The sequence below is a fragment of the Veronia pacifica genome (assembly GCF_001707825.1).
In the GTDB taxonomy this organism is placed as follows: domain Bacteria; phylum Pseudomonadota; class Gammaproteobacteria; order Enterobacterales; family Vibrionaceae; genus Veronia; species Veronia pacifica.
Genome location: NZ_LYBM01000063.1, coordinates 1 through 22,303 on the forward strand (window position 1 = coordinate 1; position 22,303 = coordinate 22,303).

The 22,303-nt window shown below is 45.4% G+C and carries 20 protein-coding genes and 1 pseudogene; 10 read left to right on the plus strand and 11 right to left on the minus strand.

The window, feature by feature from the left end; translation table 11 throughout:
• The first annotated feature begins 102 nt into the window (after nt 1-102).
• The 4 genes from A8L45_RS21635 (at nt 103) to A8L45_RS21650 (ending at nt 4,082) form a co-directional block, all read left to right on the plus strand.
• Complete coding sequence (locus A8L45_RS21635) at nt 103-1,251, plus strand: zinc ABC transporter substrate-binding protein (RefSeq protein ID WP_068905438.1); 1,149 nt, start codon at nt 103-105, stop codon at nt 1,249-1,251.
• 93 nt (nt 1,252-1,344) lie between these two features.
• On the plus strand, nt 1,345-2,013 hold the full coding sequence (locus A8L45_RS21640; RefSeq protein ID WP_068905439.1) for a DUF1826 domain-containing protein: 669 nt from the start codon (nt 1,345-1,347) through the stop codon (nt 2,011-2,013).
• A gap of 242 nt (nt 2,014-2,255) precedes the next feature.
• Nucleotides 2,256-2,927 carry a DUF1007 family protein gene (locus A8L45_RS21645; RefSeq protein ID WP_068905440.1) on the plus strand — a complete coding sequence of 224 codons (672 nt, stop codon included), beginning with the start codon at nt 2,256-2,258 and terminating at the stop codon, nt 2,925-2,927.
• Between the two features lie 150 nt (nt 2,928-3,077).
• Nucleotides 3,078-4,082 (plus strand): nickel/cobalt transporter, encoded by a 1,005-nt coding sequence (locus tag A8L45_RS21650; RefSeq protein ID WP_175402055.1) that lies wholly within the window; start codon nt 3,078-3,080, stop codon nt 4,080-4,082.
• A 49-nt stretch (nt 4,083-4,131) separates the two neighbouring features.
• On the opposite strand, the gene A8L45_RS21655 is transcribed toward A8L45_RS21650, so the two are convergent.
• The 7 genes and pseudogenes from A8L45_RS21655 to A8L45_RS25565 all read right to left on the minus strand — a co-directional run bounded on the left by A8L45_RS21655 (nt 4,132) and on the right by A8L45_RS25565 (nt 9,453).
• The gene (locus A8L45_RS21655; RefSeq protein WP_068905452.1) at nt 4,132-5,082 is read right to left on the minus strand and encodes a FecCD family ABC transporter permease; all 951 of its coding nucleotides are present in this window, start codon (nt 5,080-5,082) and stop codon (nt 4,132-4,134) included.
• A 70-nt stretch (nt 5,083-5,152) separates the two neighbouring features.
• A pseudogene (locus A8L45_RS21660) lies at nt 5,153-6,104 on the minus strand (ABC transporter substrate-binding protein).
• Entirely contained in the window at nt 6,101-6,919 is an 819-nt protein-coding gene (locus A8L45_RS21665) for an ABC transporter ATP-binding protein (protein ID WP_068905442.1), read from the minus strand. Before A8L45_RS21665 ends, A8L45_RS21660 begins: the two are co-directional and overlap by 4 nt.
• A gap of 200 nt (nt 6,920-7,119) precedes the next feature.
• Nucleotides 7,120-8,142: a DUF2955 domain-containing protein gene (locus A8L45_RS21670; protein WP_068905443.1), complete on the minus strand. Its 1,023-nt coding sequence runs from the start codon at nt 8,140-8,142 to the stop codon at nt 7,120-7,122.
• Nucleotides 8,142-9,044 (minus strand): efflux RND transporter periplasmic adaptor subunit, encoded by a 903-nt coding sequence (locus A8L45_RS21675; RefSeq protein WP_068905444.1) that lies wholly within the window; start codon nt 9,042-9,044, stop codon nt 8,142-8,144. Before A8L45_RS21675 ends, A8L45_RS21670 begins: the two co-directional genes overlap by 1 nt.
• Entirely contained in the window at nt 9,034-9,273 is a 240-nt protein-coding gene (locus tag A8L45_RS21680; protein ID WP_068905445.1) for a hypothetical protein, read from the minus strand. Before A8L45_RS21680 ends, A8L45_RS21675 begins: the two co-directional genes overlap by 11 nt.
• 48 nt (nt 9,274-9,321) lie before the next feature.
• Entirely contained in the window at nt 9,322-9,453 is a 132-nt protein-coding gene (locus tag A8L45_RS25565; protein ID WP_281181536.1) for a hypothetical protein, read from the minus strand.
• 232 nt (nt 9,454-9,685) lie between these two features.
• Between A8L45_RS25565 and A8L45_RS21685 the strand changes: the two genes are divergently transcribed.
• From A8L45_RS21685 to A8L45_RS21695, 3 genes are all read left to right on the plus strand, one after another.
• Nucleotides 9,686-10,165, plus strand: coding sequence for a Fur family transcriptional regulator (locus A8L45_RS21685; protein WP_068905453.1), 480 nt, complete (start codon nt 9,686-9,688; stop codon nt 10,163-10,165).
• 67 nt (nt 10,166-10,232) lie between these two features.
• Entirely contained in the window at nt 10,233-10,793 is a 561-nt protein-coding gene (locus A8L45_RS21690) for a DapH/DapD/GlmU-related protein (protein WP_068905454.1), read from the plus strand.
• On the plus strand, nt 10,783-11,784 hold the full coding sequence (locus tag A8L45_RS21695; protein WP_068905446.1) for a CobW family GTP-binding protein: 1,002 nt from the start codon (nt 10,783-10,785) through the stop codon (nt 11,782-11,784). The genes A8L45_RS21690 and A8L45_RS21695 overlap by 11 nt, the downstream gene beginning before the upstream one ends.
• A gap of 172 nt (nt 11,785-11,956) precedes the next feature.
• On the opposite strand, the gene A8L45_RS21700 is transcribed toward A8L45_RS21695, so the two are convergent.
• The 3 genes from A8L45_RS21700 to A8L45_RS21710 all read right to left on the minus strand — a co-directional run bounded on the left by A8L45_RS21700 (nt 11,957) and on the right by A8L45_RS21710 (nt 13,726).
• A complete protein-coding gene (locus A8L45_RS21700) occupies nt 11,957-12,229 on the minus strand; it encodes a hypothetical protein (protein WP_068905447.1) in 273 nt (90 codons plus the stop codon).
• Entirely contained in the window at nt 12,226-13,140 is a 915-nt protein-coding gene (locus A8L45_RS21705) for a hypothetical protein (RefSeq protein WP_068905448.1), read from the minus strand. Before A8L45_RS21705 ends, A8L45_RS21700 begins: the two co-directional genes overlap by 4 nt.
• A 145-nt stretch (nt 13,141-13,285) precedes the next feature.
• A complete protein-coding gene (locus tag A8L45_RS21710; RefSeq protein ID WP_068905449.1) occupies nt 13,286-13,726 on the minus strand; it encodes a hypothetical protein in 441 nt (146 codons plus the stop codon).
• A 1,025-nt stretch (nt 13,727-14,751) separates the two neighbouring features.
• On the opposite strand from A8L45_RS21710, the gene A8L45_RS21715 reads away from it, so the two are divergent.
• Both A8L45_RS21715 and A8L45_RS21720 read left to right on the plus strand, forming a co-directional pair.
• Nucleotides 14,752-16,038, plus strand: a complete 1,287-nt coding sequence (locus A8L45_RS21715) for a hypothetical protein (protein ID WP_068905450.1) — start codon at nt 14,752-14,754, stop codon at nt 16,036-16,038.
• Between the two features lie 72 nt (nt 16,039-16,110).
• Nucleotides 16,111-17,829, plus strand: a complete 1,719-nt coding sequence (locus tag A8L45_RS21720; protein WP_068905451.1) for a hypothetical protein — start codon at nt 16,111-16,113, stop codon at nt 17,827-17,829.
• Nucleotides 17,830-17,879: 50 nt separating this feature from the next.
• Here the strand turns inward: A8L45_RS21720 and purT are convergent, their stop codons facing one another.
• Nucleotides 17,880-19,055 carry a formate-dependent phosphoribosylglycinamide formyltransferase gene (purT, locus tag A8L45_RS21725; RefSeq protein WP_068905455.1) on the minus strand — a complete coding sequence of 392 codons (1,176 nt, stop codon included), beginning with the start codon at nt 19,053-19,055 and terminating at the stop codon, nt 17,880-17,882.
• Nucleotides 19,056-20,115: 1,060 nt separating this feature from the next.
• On the opposite strand from purT, the gene A8L45_RS21730 reads away from it, so the two are divergent.
• Nucleotides 20,116-22,303: M12 family metallopeptidase (locus tag A8L45_RS21730; RefSeq protein WP_217492204.1), on the plus strand; the 2,188-nt coding region annotated here is incomplete at its 3' end.

Consider the following 22,303-nt stretch of genomic DNA (forward strand, 5'->3'; position numbering starts at 1 on the left):
GGGGTTGTTTTAAAACAGAAAAGATATGTTATAACATAACAATTCTAATTACTACTTACACCATAGCCCATACTTATTTAACGTTTCAAGGAGGAAGCACTGATGCTTCAACTTCGCCACTCATGGCCAGTGATAGGTCTCTTTATGTCATGTTCTGCGCTTGCCAGCGCGCCCAAAGTTGCAGTCGATATCGCACCTGTTCACTCGCTGGTGGCTCAGGTGATGGAAGGGGTTGGTCAACCCGACTTGCTCATTCGCCCCGAGGCTTCCCCCCATGATTATTCACTCAAACCTTCAGAAGCCCGTGCCTTATCCCAAGCCGACATAGTGTTCTGGATGAGCGAGGGCCTGACACCTTGGCTTGAAAAGCCGCTTGATACACTGGCAAGTAAAGCCGTTAAGGTGGAAATGCTCGAAGTTGCCGGAACCACGACGTATGAATTCCGTGAAGGCGCAACGTTTGAAGCTCACGATCATCATGATGAAGAGGGCCACCATGATGACGAGGGGCATCACGCTGAGCATAAAGACGATCACCATGACGATGATCACCACAAAGATGAGCATCATAAAAAAGATGAGCATCATGCCAAACACAAAGATGACCATCATGAGAAAGATGGCCACCACGACGATGACCACCATGATAAGAAAGGTCACCATGAGAAAGAAGGCCACCATGCCAAACATGATGACGATCATCACGGCGATGGTCACGAAGGCCATAATCACGAGGGTGAAGACCCACATGCGTGGCTAGATCCTGTCAATGCCAAGGTGTGGGTGAAGAAAATCAGTGAAGAACTGATTGAGCATGACCCGAAAAATAAGGCGGCTTACGAAAGCAACACAGAAAAAACACTGGCTCGTCTTGACCGGATAATTGCCAATATTGATCAAGAAACCAAGAAACTCGATAAGGTCAACTTTATCGTTTTCCATGATGCCTATCAGTATTTTGAGCGCAGATTCGGTGTTGAAGCCTCTGGCGCAATTTCTATTGGTGACGCTCAGGACCCAAGCCCTGCACGTGTTGCAGAGATTCGCGACTTGGTCAAAAAACTGAATATCACCTGTGTGTTCTCTGAGCCCCAGTACAACCCCGGTCTGATCAATAGTGTGTTCGAAGGCACCAGTGTGAAAAATATCGGTGTCATGGATCCTCTTGGTGCCAACATTGGCACGGGTAAAGATCAGTATGAGAAGTTACTCGACAGCATGGTAAACAGCCTAGTGGGATGTAGTTCATAACACCCGCATCTAGCAGGGTTGAGGCGCGAGGTCTTTACCCTGCTACTTCTATTAATGAAATTAACCTGCACCTGTCGTCAAAGAGTTTGGTGAATGAACAATACATTACTACGCGAAGACATAGAGTTAGATATGCCTGTCGGCAGCCTTTCTTCAGATCCCACAGTGCTTGCTGACATCTACCAGAGCGAATTGAACATTGCTATCTGGCAGCGGACTCTCTCCTCAGAGCTGCAACAGGCGGTGGCACAGTTCGTAACGTCTCATCCCACTTTTCAGCTTGCCATGACCTTGCGTGTCGATAACGCACTGACAAGCCTGACTGAGGAGTTAGGCCGAAAAGAGCCGACACACCTGCTGGCCGAAGATTTGAGTCAGATTATTGATATGTTCGGCTGTTTGTTCGATTTAAAACGTGTGGGTGTCAGGCTTACTGCGATCAGCAAAGCAATGTGCCCTAAATTCCACGTTGATAATGTCCCTTGTCGCTTGGTAACCACTTATCACGGTGATGCCACCGAATGGCTGCCCAATCATGGCGTCGACCGATCGAAACTGGGTCATGGCAGTATGGGATTAGCCGATCATGAATCGGGTCTTTATCCGCATTCAGGCTTGATACAAAGAATGGATACTGGTGATGTCGCTTTGCTAAAAGGGGAGCGATGGGACGGCAATGAAAATTTTGGTTTGATTCACCGCTCGCCGCAATTGAATCAAGGCGAGAGCAGACTTTTGCTTACGCTGGATTTTAGCGGTTAGGGCGATGATACTTTTTTACTGTGATTGTTGCCGCATTCAAACAGGACACGATGGCGACCGCCTGAGTGTTTGTGGAATAAGGTACCACTTTTTAAAACGATAATGTGCTGCTCTGGTGATACAAGCTGTTTCAGATATCGACTTATCAGAGCTGCGAATTGTATAGTCATTTATGAGTAAAAATAGACTTGAGGAGGCCAGATTTTTCTGGCTCTACCAGTAACCTAATAACGGCATATACAATGTTCAAATTAATGAATCGCACCAACCTGTTTCTGAAAAGTGGGTGGGTGTTTCTTATCCTGATTTGTGTCAGTCCCACAAGCCAGGCGCATCCCCATAACTGGATAGACTTGAACACAAGCTTTGTACTCGATGACCAGGGACGTCTAGCGCAGGTTAAGCAGCGCTGGGATTTTGACGTCTACTTTTCAATGATGACGCTGGCTGACATCGTTACTGAATATGGCAGTAAAGAGGAAGGTTTGCCAAAGATGGCAACAGAGATAATTTCTAACCTCTCTAAGTTTGATTACTTCTCGGTGCTTCGGGTAGGAGATCAAACAGTTGTCCTGCCCATGCCACAACGCTATTCACTGATAAGCAAGAAAAAAAAGGGACAGCCTGTTCTTGAGTTGCAAATGACATTTGACTTGAAAGGCGCTGTCGATATCAAGAAAAAGCCTGTGTCATGGCAGGTGTTTGATCCTTCCTATTATATTGCCATGAACCATATGACTGCTGACAACATTGAGATTGTTGGAGCTCGCACTGCGCAGTGTACCTCTTCACTCAAATCTCCAGAACCATCTGATGAACTCGCTAAGTATGCACTTAGCTTGGATCGAACCCAAAAAAGTACCGACGGCTTAGGTGAGAATTTTGCCGAGACTGCCTACATCAACTGTTATTAACCTGAGTCTGTTCGATTTTAAAGAGTAGATAATATGAAACCAGAAAGCGCATCAGTTCAATCCATTAATATTGGATTTTTATCAAAACTATTTGTTTCTCTCATTATCCTTTGCTTGTGCGTTGCTATTTATATTCAATGGGATGCCTTTGTGACTCAAGTTATCGAATGGCAGAAAACCCTTCATGTCATGCTTGCCGAACATATTAGTGCGGTATCGGAAAACGCGCTTGAGTTTGGCGGTGCACTGATTGCCTTGAGTTTTGGTTACGGGGTTTTCCATGCGATCGGTCCCGGTCACGGCAAAGCTGTGATCGTGACTTATCTGGGCACCAACAAGGAAAGTATTGGTAAGGGAATCGCCATTTCCCTTGCAGCTGCGGTTATGCAGTCGGTCATTGCCATTATTCTGGTCAGTGCCTTGGCGCGGGTGCTCAAGTTTAAACTGGTAGATGTCCAAAACTATGGAAACGATGTGGCTCTGGTCAGTTATGCGCTGGTGATCCTGCTGGGAGCGATGTTAATATTTTCCTCTATTTTCAGACTGACGAAGCTCAGACAGTCACTCAAGCGGGCAGACAGTCACTCGCAAGTTCAATCGGATCAACACGCATCGCATCGCCATGCTCATGGCGATCATTCTCAAGAGCATCATCACCATGGCCACGGCGACCATCAATCCCATGAGCATCACTCACACGACCACGATGGTCATGAACATCATTCGCACACATCTCATGCTCACAGCCATCATGATCATGGCGCAGGTTGTGGATGTTCTCACGCTCATGTCGCGGAGGAAAACCAGTCGATCTGGCAAACACTGGTTGTGATTATGTCTATGGGTTTCCGTCCATGCTCAGGTGCCATTGTCGTTCTGATATATGCGCATTTGGTTGGTGTTTATTCTTATGGCGTGATCGCCACACTGATGATGGGCTTGGGAACAGGCTTATCTGTCAGCCTCATTGCTATTGCTACTCTTTATGCCCGCGCCTGGCTGGAACGTATTGTCGCTGACTCTGGCGCCCTTGGCGCGCACTCTCACTTATCCATGGTTAACTACCTACGCTTGTTCGGCGGTTTGGTTTTGTTGCTGTTGGGTGGGAGTTTTTTCAGCGCAGCGTTTGCGGTTTCCGGTCATCCGCTTTTCTAATGAAAGCGCGTTGATTGATAAGAAGGCCAGCAATGCTGGCCTTTTTTGTTCACGACTTCCGCCAGACAAGATAAAGAACAAACATGCCACCCAGTGCGGCAGTGACGATACCTACGGGTAATTCCTGTGGGGCGAGTATCGTGCGGCTGACCAAATCGCCAAGCAATAATATGACAGCACCCCAGAGAGCAATGAGCGGTAGTGCCCGTCTGTGGGTCATGCCGGAAAAGGGCCTGACAAGATGGGGAACCATAAGACCGACAAAGCCGACTACGCCGGTCAGTGACACAATAGATGCTGTGCAGAACGCGCAGCACAGAAAAACTTCGCTTTGTAGGCGGTGAACATTGATTCCAAGAGAGTGGGTGGTTTGTTCACTCACTAATAGGGTATCAAGTTCGCGGTATCGTTTGAGTATCAGTATGACTAAGCATAACACCCCGACCGCTGCGAAAATCAGATTATCCCATCGCGCTAACCCCAGTCCTCCCATGGTCCAGAATAAAATTGAACTGGCTGCCCGTTGATCGCCGGAATAAATCAGAAAGCTGGTGACGGCACCAAACAGGAAGGAAATCGCCAGACCACACAACACAAGGTTGTTGTCGCCCTGCCTTTTTTGCATTGAGAATAAAATCAGCACTGCCGACGCTGAGACGATACCACCAGAAAACGCAGCAAGGGGAAGTGACCATACACCCAGTGCATCGCCGAGCTGGGTAATAATTAAGACGGCTCCGGCCGAGGCACCAGACGACAAGCCAAACAAGAAAGGGTCAGCGAGATCGTTACGGGTTGAGGTTTGAAGCAGTGCGCCTACCATGGCTAAACCTGCACCTGCTATCACGGCGAGTAATGCTCTCGGTAACCTCAAATCAATGAGGATTCTGCTGGTGAAACTTATCTCTTCCTGATTGAACGCACGAAAGCCTGTGAGCACGTCGTATAAGGAAAGAGGGACAGAGCCAAATTGTAAGCTCATGACAAAAGCGAGCAGCATGGCGCTCAGGCCAGCGAGCCATGCTACTCGGTATTTGTTTATTTTCATCAAGCGTTAAACAGCCTTCGCTTTATTGTGGGAAAAATGCAGCAGAGAGTTTTTCAATTGCACCAATATTGGCAGGCCCCGGCGTGAGTTGTTCGTAGCGAAGTTTGACATAACGCTCGTCGGTGACGGCTTTGGTGTGTTTCATCAGTGGGTGCTGCTCAAGGAATCGTTTCAGTGAATCCGCACCGCTGGCTGACTGATAGTCGAGCAGGATGATGACATCAGGATTGGCCCGGGCCACATTTCCCATGAGGTTCTTGCCCAGCTGGTTTGCATGTCTTCAGTCACATTGCGTCCACCTGCGGCCTCAATCATGGCATTGGGCATGGCATATTTACCGGCGGTGAATGGTTTATCTTCTCCAGAATCGTAGAGGAAGACGTTTGGTGTGGTGTTATGTTTTTTCGCTGTGACCTTTTCAATTCTGGTTTTCCACTCTTTGACCAGTCGTTCTGCTTCAACTTGCTTGTCAAAAATAACGCCAAGCTTGGTGATATCACCATAAAGCAGTTCCATGCTTGCACCATTTTTCAGTTTCTTGGTGTGGATACAGCTTTCGGACAACACCAAGGTATTTACGCCATAGGGCTTAAGAGTTTGTGGTGTAACTTCGCCTCCGACCTTCATGCCGTAGTTCCAGCTGCAAAGAAGAAATCGGCCTGTGCGGCGATCAGTTTTTCCAAAGATGGGTACTTGGGGGCTAATTCCGGTATGTTCCCCAGCAACTGCTGAAACGAAGGTGACATTTTATACCAACCGGTGATTCCGGTAACGCCGACCATACTTTTTTGTAGTCCAAGCGAAAACGCCATATCTGTCATATTGATATCATGAAACACTGCGCGAGTAGGGCGCTTTTCAATCGTCAGTGGGCTGCCACAGTTGTCGACAGTCACGGGATAACGGGTATTGGTGGCATTCGCTGTTGCCATGGGCAACAAAAGAAACAGAGTCGGTATAACAGACCACTTCATTGTGGAACTCCTATTGTTGTTGGTTGGTATTGATTGGGGGCGGCTTCAAAATGATGGATAGTGCTATCCATCAAAGGATGATTGAGGGGGATGACCTGCAAGCCGAAAACGGGTGTCATGAACTCATTTTGCATCACCTCATCGGGCGATGCGTAAGCGACCATTTTTTGATCTGACATCAGCAGGATGTTATCGGCAAAAGGTGCGACCAGTGGTAGGTCATGAAGCACGGCAATGGACGCTATGCCTCTTTGTTTTACCAGTGCCAGAAGTTCAAGACGGGCGAGGGGGTCAAGATGATTAGTGGGTTCGTCCAACAACAGGAGCTTGGGCTCCTGAGCAAATGCGCGGGCAATGCTGGCGCGCTGTTGTTCTCCTCCTGAGAGTTCGCCAAAAAGCCGGTTGGCTTTGTGCGAAAGGGCGACATCTTCCATGGCCTGCTTTACCGCTCGTTCGTGCTCTTTCTTACCGCAGCAAAAGGTATGTGGCACCCTCCCGAGCCAAACATACTCGCTGACACTCAGGCGCGGGTCCACGTGTTCGTGTTGTGCGACAACAGCGACCAGTTTAGCCATTTGTTGTCTGTGGAGTTGATGTGCATCAATGCCAGACAGTTTCAGAGAACCAAAAACAGTTTGATATTCACCGGTTATTGCCTTTAACAGGCTGGATTTTCCGCTGCCGTTGGGACCAATAATGGCAGCGCACTCTCCCGGAAGGAGGTCGAAGGTGACATCAGTGACGGCACGCCAACCTGAAGGACCGTTGGCACACAATCCTTGAGCAGAGACAATCGGCGTTATTGGTTCTTTCATCGGGCATCCATGCTATTGGTAATAAATGTTATGTTATAACATAACATTTGTACGGGGCGATTTGTCAACCATGGAGAAGAGTTAAAAAGGGAAGATGTGGGCTGCAAGGCAACGCTATCGCAAATTATTCTCAGGAATCAGACGGAGGCAAATAGCCACCGATATGCGATATTGGCGTATGCAGCCACTTATAAATACTATTAATTGAGTATTTTATTTTTAGCTGCTGTGGCTGAAGCGGGCTGTTCGGTTGGAACGAGATACATCAACCAGTGAGCAATGGCATGAACAATAGCCAGAGCAATGATCAGCTCAACAGCACGGAGTAACGTTAAGCTCAGGCCAAAGTCATTGCCCCACTTACCAATAAATAACTGGCAGGGAATCAGTATCCCCATGATCGCATCGGCATTGATAGCTTTGTCAGCAGGGGCTGCTTTTACTGTCCATTTGAAAAGCGTTAACACGAGTGCAAATGTCACCAGTGCGTATGACAGCAGATTGACCTGCGTGCCTGCCAAAAGTAAGGCAACCGCAATTGCGATCACACATCCACCGACTTGTGAAAGTCCCTTATCCCAGCAATTTTTTTTCATCTCGGCATTGGTCGGCTGCATAACTGCAGTGATCATAGGAACCAGACAAAATACGGCTGATATCACTTCAGATGTCATGAGAAATGCCAGTCCACCGCCAACCAGCAACAGCATTTTCAGCCGTTCAAAGCCATTGACTGGCAGCGATACTATTGGGGGACGTGCTGGTGGTGCGTGTGCGGGTAGAATGATGTTTACTGAGCAGGCGATCAGGATAGCGATGACAGCACTTGCTGAGATATCGCGAAATATCTCTGGGATAGACAATGCCATACCCGCTGAATTTGCATAGGTATCGATAAATATCACAATGAACATTGGCAGGAGTGCGGCAGCAGCATGCATGTTTGTGGAGCATTGCCGTCTGACATGATCAAAGTAAATGACGCTGAGCGTCCAAATGATAAAGGGGTGTTCGGCGAAAAACTGGTTGAGTAACATCGCTCCCAGCGAGCTGGTGACAGTGGGCCATAGCCGTTGGCCCATTTCTATGATGTTGTTACTGAAACAGGTTGTCGCCAGTACGACACCAAACAACAAGACAAACACGCCTGCCGAGAGATGAAGTACTTTCCCTGCCATCATACACAGGGTAATGATCAGTGATTTTCTGATGATTTCAGTCATCAGTATACGAACCTGAACCAACTGAGCAGGGTCATCCAACCATCTGACACAGTGCCAGAGCCACGCAGCATTACGCTTGCCCTGCTACCGGCCACTATTCCTGACAGCTTCTCGTCGGGCTGAACACGCACACGGACTTTCTGTTGAGGCCGGATCCAGCGTGTTTCCTGCTGAATATTAACCAACTGGCTGGCACGGTCGATGCCGCTGTTCATTGCTGGCTCTATACTTTCGATTTTGCCTCTGAAAACCTTGCCGGGTATGGCATCGTAAACAATATTCACTGTGTCATCAGTAGACAGTGAGCGCAGCCCTTTTTCCGTAAAGTCCACATCTATCCATTGCTGATCACCAACAAGATGTAAAACGGAGGCGGTCTTTGAGGCGTACATGCCCTTTGATGAGGCAAAATTAGTGACGACACCCTCTGTTTTGGCTTTAACTTCAGTTTTGTCCAGATTAAGTGATGCCAGGTTCAGATCGGCTTCTGCTGATACCATAGCTGAATGGGCAGATTGTACTGTGAGCGCCGCATTTTCTGTCGTTTCCTCACTGGTAAAACTGCGATTGCTTATTGTGTTGATCCGATCAAAATGGTTTGAGGCACGTTTAAACCTGTATATTGCCTGTTGGTATGAGGCTTGAGCTTTTTCTTCCGCCAGTTTGAACGGGCCAGCTTCAATCGTAAACAAGGTATCGCCAGGATTCACGTGTTGGCCCTGTTTTACATACATTTGCTCGATGTAACCACTGACTTCAGGTACGACATCGACAGAGGTCGTTTTGACGGTAGCTTGAGTCGAAAAGGGCAGTACATTGTCGCTCACGACCAAAAAGACGCTTAAAACGAGTGCGGTTGCGAGAGTGGCTGTCGTCAAATAGGCATAGATATCACGCCTCATCTTTGCTCCCGTTTATTTCCAATGAGTCAATAAGATCTCGTGTCTCCTGATCCCTTAACACTTTGGTGTACTTCCTTGCTTCTGCGCAGCCAAGAACAATAATGATGGCTCGTGTTCTGGTCTCTGGTGAGGCCCACCAACTGAATAGGGTGCTGCGGCCAAAGCCAGACATACTGACCACATCGGTCAATTTTATTTGATAGCGCTTGGCAAAGTCGTTAAGCGTCATTTGTCCCCATATAAGACTGAAATCGTTAAAAGGAGCCAGAATATAGACTCATTGATCTGTTTTTGTCAATGCGTTTGCGTTGTGGAAACCATGGTTGTGGTGAGCAGCGCAGGGTGGATAGATTCCATTATTCATCGGTTTCTCATCCTCATCACGACTGAATATTCTGCTCTTATTCATCTGTGATGCCATTGAAAAACCTAAATAGAATAGGGTCTTTTTTTTACGCTAAGCGATTAATAGTGCGAGTGAATTAACGCTAACTAATTTACGCTGGATATTGCTCCTCATCTTAAAAATGTTATGTTATAACATAACTAAATCAGTTAAGCTGACGTTGTGAATTTTTGTTGGGAGAGGTTGTTACTAACGACGGAAAACAGCGTTGTTAGTGGTTGATAAAGGTAAAAAAATGGACGTTATCAATGAAAATAATGGCACCATTAAGCGAGCAGAACGTTATTGTGATGCCCGTGGTTTGCGTCTGACAAAAAAACGAAAGCAGGTTCTAGCTGGACTCATCCAGTCTCGGAAAGCGCTATCTGCATATGAACTTATTACCTATTGCGAGGATCATCTGGGAGAGACGATTCCGGCGATGTCTATGTACCGGATCCTTGAATTTTTGAATGCTGAAAATCTGGTACACAAGATCAGCATGCTCAATAAATACGTTGTCTGTGAGCACATCAATTGCAAGCATGACCACGGTATACCTGAGTTTTTAGTGTGTAGTCAGTGTAATAAAGTTAAAGAAACCATCGTCGCGCCATCCGCCATCTGTCAGCTTCAGGAAAATGCAGAGGAGGCAGGCTTTACCCTGACCAGTCCTCAGTTAGAAATGAATTGTGTCTGTAAAGAGTGCATGGAACCAGATAAAAAACGCTCTTAACGGCCCTCCAGTTTCATGCTGTGGCTATTCACTATGCCCAGTCCATTCAAACTATTGAGAAGACATGATGTTAAGAAAAAATCCGAGTGGAGATATGCCCGTTGTCGATGAATCTGCATTTATCGACCCCACTGCTATTATTTGTGGGAAAGTCATTATCGAAGACAACGTGTTTATTGGTCCTTATGCGGTTATCCGGGCTGATGAGGTCAATGACGCTGGTAGTATGGAACCCATCGTCATTAAGCGTGACACCAATATTCAGGATGGTGTTGTTATCCATTCGAAAGCGGGTGCTTCTGTGGTCATTGGTGAGCGAACGTCGATTGCTCATCGCTCTATTATTCACGGTCCATGTCATGTGGGTGACGATGTTTTTATCGGCTTTAACTCAGTGATATTTCAGACTATGGTGGGACAAGGCTGCGTGGTTCGTCATAATTGCGTAGTCGATGGTCTTGATTTACCCGCTTATTTTCACGTTCCGCCGATGACGAATATCGGTGCTGATTTCGACCTCAATACCATCTCGAAAGTACCGCCTGAGTACTCTGCTTTCTCAGAATCAGTGGTATCTGCAAACCATACTTTAGTAAAAGGCTACAGGAAAATTAGTAATGCACTCTGAAACACCGATTCATGACGTACCCACCAATATCATTACAGGTTTCCTTGGGGTGGGAAAAACGTCAGCGATCCTTCACTTGATGCGCAATAAACCTTCTCATGAACGTTGGGCTGTCTTGGTCAACGAATTTGGTGAAATTGGTGTCGATGGCAGCCTGTTTCAGGGGCAGCAGAGTGAGGAAAACGGGGTGTTTATCCGGGAAGTTCCCGGCGGCTGTATGTGTTGTGCGGCGGGTTTACCAATGCAAATTGCACTGGCGCAATTGCTTGCAACAGCAAGACCTGACCGATTACTGATTGAGCCCACTGGGCTTGGGCATCCAAAGGAAGTCTTGCAGGTGCTTTCTTCCGAACATTACAGAAAAGTCCTTTCGTTGAATAAAACCATGACTTTGGTTGACGCCAGAAAACTCTCTGACTCGCGTTACACCCAACATGATACGTTTAATCAGCAGATTGCTATTGCAGACATAATCGTCGGTAATAAGCAAGATCTCTACGAGTCAACAGAGCGGGAAAAGTTGTATGAATATGTCGGTCAACATGGGCGTGTTGGCGTGGAAGTGCTGTTCGCGCAGCATGGAGAGCTCCCACTGTCTTTACTTGACGGACCGACATCAATTGAGATCACATCGGCTCACCAACATCAGCATGGCAAGAGAAAACCTTTGGTGTCTGAAGTACCATTACCTGCTTGCGGCTATCTGAGAGCAACGAATGAGGGGGAGGGGTTCCAGAGCTCGGGTTGGCGCTTTGCACCAGATATGATTTTTGACCGTCAAAGATTGCGAACTCTGATGGTCAGTCTAGACGCTGAGCGGATTAAGGCCGTTTTTATCACTAGCGATGGTATATTTGGTTATAACCACACGGATGATGGGCTGGTAGAGGTAGAGCTGGACGACTGTGCAGAAAGCCGTATCGAGTTGATATCAGACCATCGTTTCGATTCGTTGGAAAGTGATCTTTTAAGTTGTATTGAAGGCAATTAAGTCGAGTTGAGTAAGCTGGAATTTGTCGCGAAAACTGACTGTATGCTCGCTCCTTTCCTAACAATGAGTTACCTGATGCTTCGCCTATAAAGGGAAGCCCAGCCCCTAAACGAAGCAAAAAGGGCTGGGCTTTGTTTGCTGTCTCAGCATGATTGAAACGGATTCAAAATGCTCAGTACATTAATGGATAATATATGGTTTCTTCCTGTTCTTCGACTTGAAGGTTCACTGGGTTGGTATAACCATTTTCGAGGTGTTTTTCGAGTAGCTTGAAGAACTCATCGCCATTTTCAAAATCCCGGTCCATGGTTGTATACGTTCTTCCATCACTGTTTAAAATATGGAGACCGTCACCAAACATGTTTTCTTGCCATAAGAGCGCACTCTTATAATCGACACCTGTATTTTCTCTGAACATATTGATGGTGCCTTCTTTCAATGTCATATCGCCCGGCGAGGGCCTCTGTGCCAGGCACTGAAGTTGCCAATATTTTTAAATTGAGCAGCATGATTGTTGTGTCGATCAAAAATCGTGACGTCTTTGAGATGCGGGAATTTAGTCTGTCCTTTGGTCGTGCTCAGGTGAATCTCAGTCCCATCATCCAGCCTAACGACACCACCATTGTTGAACAGTCCGATATTTTTTGTCCCTTCCTTTTGGTCGCCCACTGCCAGTATTGGATCACCATGCATAGAGTACTTCTCGCCGGTGTTTTTGTTGTTGATATTCATCCGGTAACCATCTTCGGATATATCGATTCTATAGTTCTCATTTTCCCAACGCCCTCTATCGGGCTTGGCATTGAAACCTTCACCACCGCCATCAATCAGCTCTGTATCTGCAAGTTTGTGCGGGCGAGGTCCCGGCAGGGGACCTTCAAAGTTATCATCAGGAAAAGGCAAAGGCCACGGACGACAATGACCCGGCCAAGGTCGGTAGTGTTGTGCATCTATGATGCCCTGATGATAACCGTTGTTATAGCCCACATTATGGCCATGTTGGTAGCCGTGGTTATATCCATGGCCATAGCCGAAGCCCGGAAATTGCGGCATAGGGCAACATTGAGGCAGTAGAGGTGGCCGAATAAAGCCACAGTGAGACGGGAAAAACGGGCCGCAGTGATTGAATACCGGAAATTGAATACACGGTATGCCAAACCTGAGTCCCTGTGTTTGTGCAAAATGTTGCGCAGCATGAAATCTTGCTGCATTAAACGAGCCACCAACTCCTGCAGTTTGTTGCAACGGAACTGGGGTTGCTATTACCGCAGTTTGCGGCAACCCACCTGCTCGCATGTTATGTGGAAGCCCGCCTGATTGACCGACGAGTATGTATGGATTGATTGGCGACAGCATTTAAAGCTCCTTCTGTTGTCTATGTGATTACAGTGCTGCCCGACACCAACGACATATGAGTGCAAAGCACTCAATGAAGGACAATGTATTCACCTATGACCACTGCTCCATGGTCTGAATGTCTTACCAGCTAGGTAAAGTCCGGTTAGTAAATGTGTATAGGCTGGAACCTATAACGCATCGCATCCTCGATACCTCTGAGATAACCACTGTTAAAGCCTGAATGATGGCCGTGCTCGTAGCCGTGGTTGTAGCCATGGCCATAACCAAAGCCCGGGTATTGCGGCATCGGGCAGCAGCGAGGAAGACAGGGCGGACAAACAAAACCACATTTCGAGGGAAAGAATGGTCCGCAGTGGTTAAAAACTGGAAAATGTGTACACGGTATACCGAACCTCAGTCCCTGAGTTTGTGCGAAATGTTGTGCTGCATTAAACCTTGCTGCGTTATACGTTCCGCCGCCACCCATTGATTGCGGCATGACTGTTGGCATAACCGCGGGCTGCTGGAATACAGTTGGTTGCAACATTGGCAACTGTCCACTTACTTGCCCGGCGGGAATATATGCACTGATTTGATTCAGCATGAAATACTCCTTTTTGCGTTGAATGCGAATGTTCTCTGCCCGACATATCTGATTTAAAAATGCTTCATTAAATGAAGGGCGGTGTGTAGAACTCGTAAAGGCTGAATTTTTTGTCTTGTTAGTATGAGTATCTTTTTTAAGCACTTGGTTCCATATATATAAACGCTTATTAAAATAACCACATACAATTTGTTTTAACGATTGCTAATTATTGTTTTATCCAAAAACGATAGGTGTATGGAGTGAGGTGTATCTATTGATGGTGACGCGGAGGCATAGAGTGGACATCACTTTACTTCTTCATATTTTCTAGCGTACTTAAATTTTTTAGTACTAAAGCCCGTGTTGTATTTTTACCTCTCTACTTTTATATAAAACCATGCGCATTTTAAACATTAAACGTTTTAAGATTTGGTCAGTTTTGTAAAAAACCTATGTTTGTATGAGATGAAAAATAATAATCTCGTCATTTCTCACCGTGATAACAATTTTTAGACTAAATCGATGATGAATATTTTATACACCGTGACTTGTCGGGCTCTGTTTTTCATAGTGATGATTATTTGTTAAAGGGGGTTTTTAGAGATTATTGAACTTTATTATTGCTAAGTGGTTGTTATATGTTTTTTTTATTATGACTTTTATAGAGCGTCGGAATGATTGTTGATGATTCTAGACATTAACCTTGTATGCTTTACCTTTGATCGAAAAATAACATCAAACGTTTTAAAAGATCCTTTTCTAAAAGATTAAAAACTACTATATAAAAATCAAAAAATATCCTTTTATTTTTATATGCAATTCGTTTTTTATTCATATTTAAAAATGTTTGTATTTTATATATTTTATCCTTTGTGACACATCTTTTTATAAAGAATTAATATTTAGATATTTTTTAAAAGTCAAACCTGACTGTTTAAAGATGCTTATCAGTTAAAACAGTGGGTTACGATATTTAAATTAATTATTTATTGCTGCTAGAGTTTAATCTTATTTTAAGAAGGTAAGTTTATGAAGGAATATATATGAATAAGAAAAATAAGATAGTGGCGTTGACTACTATCACCCTTCTTTGTGGGGGGCTCTCAGGATCTTCATTTGCAGAAACCAGAGTGGTTAATGATGATGAAGTGTTACTGAAGACTTTCAAAGGAGAGGCGGACCACTCATTAAAACGTTTTGACCGAGAGATTAGTTCTGGCGGATACATGTTCGGTGATTTAAATTTCAGTGGACATTCATATACGCGCTATCGTGTTGTCGCAGGACCGGATAATAAGGTTATGACAGATGTTAAAGCTAGCTCCGATATTGATTCGGTGACTGGCTCAAACGGACAACGACGTGGCTGCCCAACGGACGGGTTGTCAGTGACTTTGGTTGTTGATTCGGAGACACCATTTGAGCTTGGGGCTCCTTGCAGTAAGAATCTAGAACTTGGTATATCAAAAGATTTCTCATTCTTTTACGAGCCGCCAGAAATCGGTTTCGGTCCAATTTGTTTCGACCCATTTTTCTGTTCAGCCCGATTGGATAGGTTCACTATCAAATCCGTTATTAACGCTGAAATAACCGCCTCTCTGGGAGCGTCATTTGGTTCTCAAGGTGCGAATGGAAGCCTAGAAGACTTTATCTTTGTCCATGTTACGCCTGTGGTAAAAGGAAACGCACAGGGTGTAGGTAGAGCCGTTATTGATTGGTGGGCTCCCAAGTGGGAATTTATAGCAGAAGGTATTGTCAACCTGGATAAACTACGCTCGGAATCAAAGCTTGAGTTTGGTCTCAGGCATAAAACCGAGTTGAGCGCAGCTGTGTCTGATACAGCCTCTAAGGCTATCGCTGAGCTTGCTAAGTTGGGTACTCAGGTTGTTGATCCTTTTATTCCCGGTATTTTTGCACCGATAGTGAGCGCAGGTGCGGCAATCGTAAATAACGCTGCTGATACAGCTGCTGATTCCGCCGCTGATATTGCAATTTCTCTCATTGAGAACGGCGTTGGCTCTGGTTCCGAATCTGGCTCCACTGATATTGACTCTATTTTTTCCCCGTTGAGAACGATCAGTGACATCCAGCGCGACATGTCAGACGATGGAGTGAACACTGTGTTACGTGCACTGCCTTTCCAGATATTTGGAAGACTCTCCTCCAATTACAGTGTGACTGCCGGAAGCGGTTCTTTATCAACCCGCAAGCGCTTCTCTCTTTGGGGCAAGCCTATTTATGAATTTCCGATTTTCCATCTGACGATTCCTCCATTAGTAAACATTCCTCCTACACCATTGATTGAGAAAGAGTTGGTGCTTTGGGACTGAGGTTTTGAGTGGTAAAGGCGGCAGTATCTGAATCGATACCTGCTGCCTTCTTTATATCTTGTTCAGGAGGAAATGCAATTGGTACGAGTCGTTGTTTTTTTTGCAGTGAGCATTGCGGTAGGGGCTTATCTACTTTTTGACGATCATGTAAGTAAACTTTCCTTTGACAGTGTTGATGAACTACAAACATCTAGCACTGATGAAGACATTGTCAGCGCATCGAATAAACAGGCCAAAGATAACCAACTGTATATTTTCGATACCTCTTTCGGCACCCTTATCAGCGTAGAGGGACAGGACAGGGGAACGTTGAATTTTCGTTTTAATATGGCGCTGAAAAAAGAGGAAAATTCAGACGGTAAATACACCGGGAAATTATTCGATATACAGTGGCCTGATATTGATTCTTTATACAGTAAGCCTAAAACATTGACGTTCACCACCCATTTTAAAAATGGCGCATTCTTCGAAACAGATTTACTTGGACTACCTGAAAGACATCCCATCGCCATGCTTAAGCCTCTGTTAAATCAGATGTCATATTACGAAGGTATTACTGACATCGAAGTGGAAGGCGGTCTTTATACTTTTCACTATCAGCGGCTTGATACGCTGAACCTTACCCGTGAAAAAATAGATAGCCAAATGGCGGATCTGCCTATTGATGTGCTGGATGAGCAGGAGGATTGGCGTTTATCTCACGATGATCTCGGATTTCCTGTCACTATGTCGATGTCTTATGCCCGTCGTGTTGTGTATTCACCACAAACATTTGTCATCAAACAACACGCTACCGCTAAGCGGGTTGACATAAATACTGAGTTAACCTGGCTGGCAAGCGAGTTCTCTGGCGATGTAAACAGCCACTTGGTCGTTCAGGCTGATCCAGAAAAAAATACTCAACCTCCGGTTACGGAAAATAACTTTGCTACTCAGCTTGCTGAGGCTGCGGCAGTGATCACACTGGGAAAAGTTCAACGAATAGGTACATACCTGGTGGAAAGAGGTGCGGGTTTTGTCAGCCAGCTCTTGATTGATGACGGCCTATCCGATGATGAAAAGTCGGTGCTGATCTTTGCCCTTGAGAAGTCTGGTGACCAGGAAGGGGAGTGGATATTGTCGCAGCTTATCGAAGACTCAAATATTGATGAGGTACATAGGCTGAGGTCCGTTATTTCAATCGCCAAAATGGGCGACGTTAATACTGCTGTTGCGGTTCAGTCGCTTAAGAAAGCAATGCAGGGCAATAACCTTACGCTTTCCAGAACGGCTTTGCTAAATATTGGAGTTCTGGGTAAGCGGGCTCCTGCTTTGGGTAAAGAAGTTGCAGGAGTTCTCGCTGACAGACTTGAAAAACAAGATGATACTTATCGAACTTTACTGGCAATTAATAATCTGGCGACAACATCTATGACTGAACAAGTGCTTCCTTACCTTGAAAGTGTTGCGCCGAGGGAACGTTCACTGGCTGTTGGTATTCTTGGTCGGGACAGGGCGATGAGTGCCTTACTTGAAAAGGCTTTACTCACTGAAACTCACCCAGCCGTGGTGGAAAAATTACTGTCCGTCCGTTCTGATGGTATGAGCAAAGACCCGATATTTCATCAGTCGATACGAGGACGTGTTCTGTCAGATACGATACCTGACGTCACCCGGGAAATACTGTTTAATCATCTTATTGAGCATTCAAGCGATACCACAACGCTTCGCGATCTGGCGCGCGAGATGAAGAAGTTCGACGGATTATCGCAATCGGTAAAAGATAAGATTGAGCAATTATTGGCTGGGTGATGCTGCAAATGCGCCCCGCAGGATCCTGGGGCGCATGCTTTATCGTTCGTTTAGTAATGAATAGTGACTGCAGACGCAACAGACACTGCCAGCTCTGTCGCCCGCTTGGTATCGTGTGCCCGGGCAAGAGCGACGCCTAAGCGACGGCTGCCATTGATGTCGGGTTTACCGAAAAGACGCAGTTGAGTATCGGGGCTAAGAAGTGCAGGGTTCAGACCGGAGAAACGCACATTGTCTGATTGACCTTTTCCCAATACTACAGCTGAAGCCGACGGTCCATGCAGTCTGATATCGCTTACTGGCAGGCCGAGAAAGGCACGCACGTGTAAAGCGAACTCTGATAAGTCTTGAGAGATGAGGGTCACCATACCCGTATCATGAGGGCGGGGGGAAACCTCACTGAAGATCACTTCATCACCTTTCACAAACAGCTCAACACCAAACAGGCCATAACCACCCAATGCTGTCACGACTTTGCTGGCAATGTTGTGAGCGTTTTGAAGTGCCTGTTCTGTCATAGCCTGAGGCTGCCAGGATTCACGGTAGTCGCCCTCTTCTTGTCGATGACCAATAGGTGCACAAAAATGGAGGCCATCGACGGCATTGACTGTTAATAGAGTGATTTCATAATCAAAGTCTACAAACCCTTCGATGATCACTTTCCCTTTTCCGGCTCGGCCGCCTTCTTGTGCGTAGTCCCATGCGGGCTTTATGTCGCTGTCACTTTTCAGCAGACTCTGCCCTTTGCCCGATGAACTCATGACTGGCTTGACCAAGCAGGGGAAACCGATATCGGCAATGTGTTGGCAAAACTCGTCGTAAGTGTCAGCAAATTGGTAAGACGACGTGGGTAAACTCAAGTCTTCGGCTGCCAGACGCCTTATTCCTTCACGGTTCATAGTCAGCCGCGCAGCATTCGCTGTGGGGACGACATGGAGCCCTTGTTCTTCAAGCTCGACCAGCTTCTCTGTCGCGATAGCTTCAATCTCAGGAACGACAAAGTCTGGTTTTTCCTGTGCAATCACCTCAGCGAGTGCATCGCCGTCCAACATGTTCAGAACATGGCTACGATGAGCAATCTGCATTGCTGGTGCATCGGGGTAGCGGTCACAGGCGACGACTTCAATGCCGAGTCGCTGGCACTCAATAGCAACCTCTTTACCCAGCTCGCCAGCACCGAGTAACAGGACTCGTGTCGCATCCGTCCGTGTTGCTGTTCCAAACATCATTGCTTCAGTCATAGTGAATTCCTGTCGAAAAAGATGCGATGATATTAACGAAGTCGTTGAGTGAAGCAAACGTTTGCTTGGCGATTTTGACTATGTCCGGAACATTATGAGCAGGTATTAGTTAGGTGTGAAGAAAGTGAGAGGATAAGCGCCGTTTTTCCCGTATGGCATTCGGCGATTGACAGTGATTTCTTCATCTCTGAGGTAATTGCTTTTTAGCCAACCAATGTTGGGTTTGGCAGGAGCTTAAGTTGCAATATCAGTTTTTTCCAGTAATGCGGTAAAAGTATTAAACGCTTCATTATTTTCTGAAAATAAGAGAGGTGTGTTTATTTCCTTTAATACATATCATTGTTTAATTTAAATAAACAATGTCAATGAAGTGTTAATATCTGGTTCCTTTCCGTATTTAAATGTTAATATTTAAACGAGAAATTTTAAAAAAACATTATGACCACTGTTTTAATTAATCTAAATATAAAAAATAATTGTTTTTATAAAGATTCAAAGATATCGTTATCATTAAAAAATAAATATTATCTATTTTAAATTGGAAAGAAAATAAAATTAATAAATATAAGTGTTTTCTAATGTTTATTAATTAATAAAGCAATTCATTTATTCTATTTTTTTATCGATTATTTAAATACTCTTTATTGTGAATTTTCGTATAAGAAACAGTGATGTGGCACAAGGTTTTATCTGTTTAAATTACTGATTTTAATCAATTTTTACTCTGCTGATCATTGTGCTGAAACGATGGGGAGATACCAGGGGGTTGAGAGTTTACGTTCGTTCAGTTCTTAGTTGAATAGCGCTTAAATAGAATGAATGTTCCAAGAGATATTGGACTCTATTTTAGCGTGGCAAGAGCCTCCCTTTGTTCGATTAGATTAACACTATGCTCTTTATTATCCCTTCTATATCTAGAATGCTCTATCGAAAAAGGGATATTGTGATCTTAAATCCAGTTACTCTAGCTTATCCCTCTATCTTCAAGTTATTTGGGCACATAAAAACTTATATCTATTACTTGTAATATCAAAAAAGTGAAAACATGAAACTTAAGAAGTTATATTTATTAATGGGATTATTATCTCCTTTCGCTCATGCGGAATACATTGGACTTGGTGATCTTATTCCTGCCGGTATGGAAGCCCAACAAGGCTATTCTAATCTGGCAATTCCCGCCTATGCTGAAAAGTGGCCAACAGATAAGACGATTGATATCGTTTTTTCAGATCGTTGGAACGAAAAAGACAAGAAAGCCGTCATGGCTGCGTTTTACGCTATTGCTGACATCACAGACCTCACCTTTGCGCCAGCCTCTCTCGATGTTGTGAAGTTCACGCCTGCTGAAACTAAAGGGAAACAAATCATTTCTCGTGCGGATAACAAACTCTATCCGACCATTTTTATTGATAACACAAGACGTATTGGCAGCAGTGCCGCCAGTGGACTGGGTTTTTTTCCAAAATCGCAAATCAGTGTGATCGCATACTCTTCTGTTCACGGCACAGTGGCGAGTCAGGGCCCTATTTTCCATGAAATTATGCATATTCTGGGTTTTTCCCATGAAATGAACCGGGCCGATCGCGACCAATTTATTCAGGTTGATGCTTCAGCCCTGTACGATCGTGACCTCATTGGGCCGGGTATGTGGACAGGCGTGACCGCTGATGATGTTATTGCTGCCAAACAAAAAGAAAATGACACCCTTAGCGACGAAGAGCAGAAAGTCATCCGCCGAAAGCTTAAGTATTGGACCGCTCCTCTGGATGTTGTCAGTGCTCCTGCTGAGTACGATTTGTCCTCTTTGATGCACTATAGCATTTGGGGGCCAGAGGGCAGTGGACGCCACAACTTTGAAATTATCAATGATGATAACGAGATTGCCCTTGGGCAAGTGGGGATGGGAATTGATTTGTCAGACGGCGACCGAGCGCGTTTACACAAGGAGTACACCAAACAGCCCAATAGCCCTGTTCCAGATAGAGTGACCCTTAATGATCTCTCCGCTGTTAAGTTGCTCAATCTGCTGCCCGAAGACCAAAAAGCACAATACTCTTTCAAACTTCTGGCCCGTTTTGCCAACAATGCCAACGCGCCAATTCATCCAGAAGTTGATCAGCCAGTTAGTATAGACGGCCTGAGTGAATTGAACCTTGCTGAAGCATTTGGTGTTGCGGCTGACCAACCTGTTTCACTGATTGAGCTGACGCTGTTTCGCAAAACAGACGGTGACCGCGAGATTAAAGTGGGTAGCCAGCTCTTATCGCCCTACATGCTGTTAAATCAGCACAGCCAATGTTTACGTATCCAGCCATCAGAAACGGCGTTGCCGCTGTCATTCTGTGATGCGGTAGAGATGCAACAACTGCCGAGTTTACCCATATCAGGTGATGCCTATTTCTCGCTTCCCGCGTTGAAAAAAGGGCAAAGTGTGACATTCCGTGCTGCCTCGGTGCGCAATGAACACCGCATATTTGGTTTGATTCCGGCTTCTCGTGGTTACTTTGGTGACAATAAGAAAGAGATTGAAAATGCTTATAAGCTGGAGCTCATCATTCATGGCGACGACTTCGTGTTGAAGAAAATGACAGGTGGGTTTTATTCCCCGAACCCCTCCTATCTGATTGCGCTTGACTGTATCAGACGGTCACCGATCTACAGTTATTTCAGAGTAACCGCGCTGAAAGACTTCCCGGAAGATGTGCTTGTGATCAACTACGACAGCAAAGTGATGACTGAGCACAAAACGCCGTGGCCATGGAAAATCTCATTTTTTGGGATATTACAACGCATGGCATACAATTTCTCTCCCGCGAAATTTGACAACATGATCGACGAGCTTCTGATAAAAAGTCCTTATGAGTTGGTTGTCGGAAAAAGTTTAGAAGCGGGGAGTGAGAAGGGACGTATTGTTTCTCCTTTGCCACAAGCAGTGATTGAGCGTTTGCCTGACACCAGTTCAACTGGTGAACAGAAGGTGAAAGTGACAGTGAAAGTGAAAAAGCTAAACCCTTCGGTCGGTAAGGCGAAGCATACTTCTTTTTCTACTGATGCTGAGCCGGCAGAAATCATATTACCTGCCCGTCTTGAAGGTCAAAATGTGATTGCTGATTTGCATGATTTCCCGGCTGGTCAATACGCGTTTGAAGTGGCAATCAGTGTTGACGATGCCATTGTCTTCCGTGATGTCAAAGACCTGAATGTTAAGTCTGAAACTGGCACGGACGAAGGTT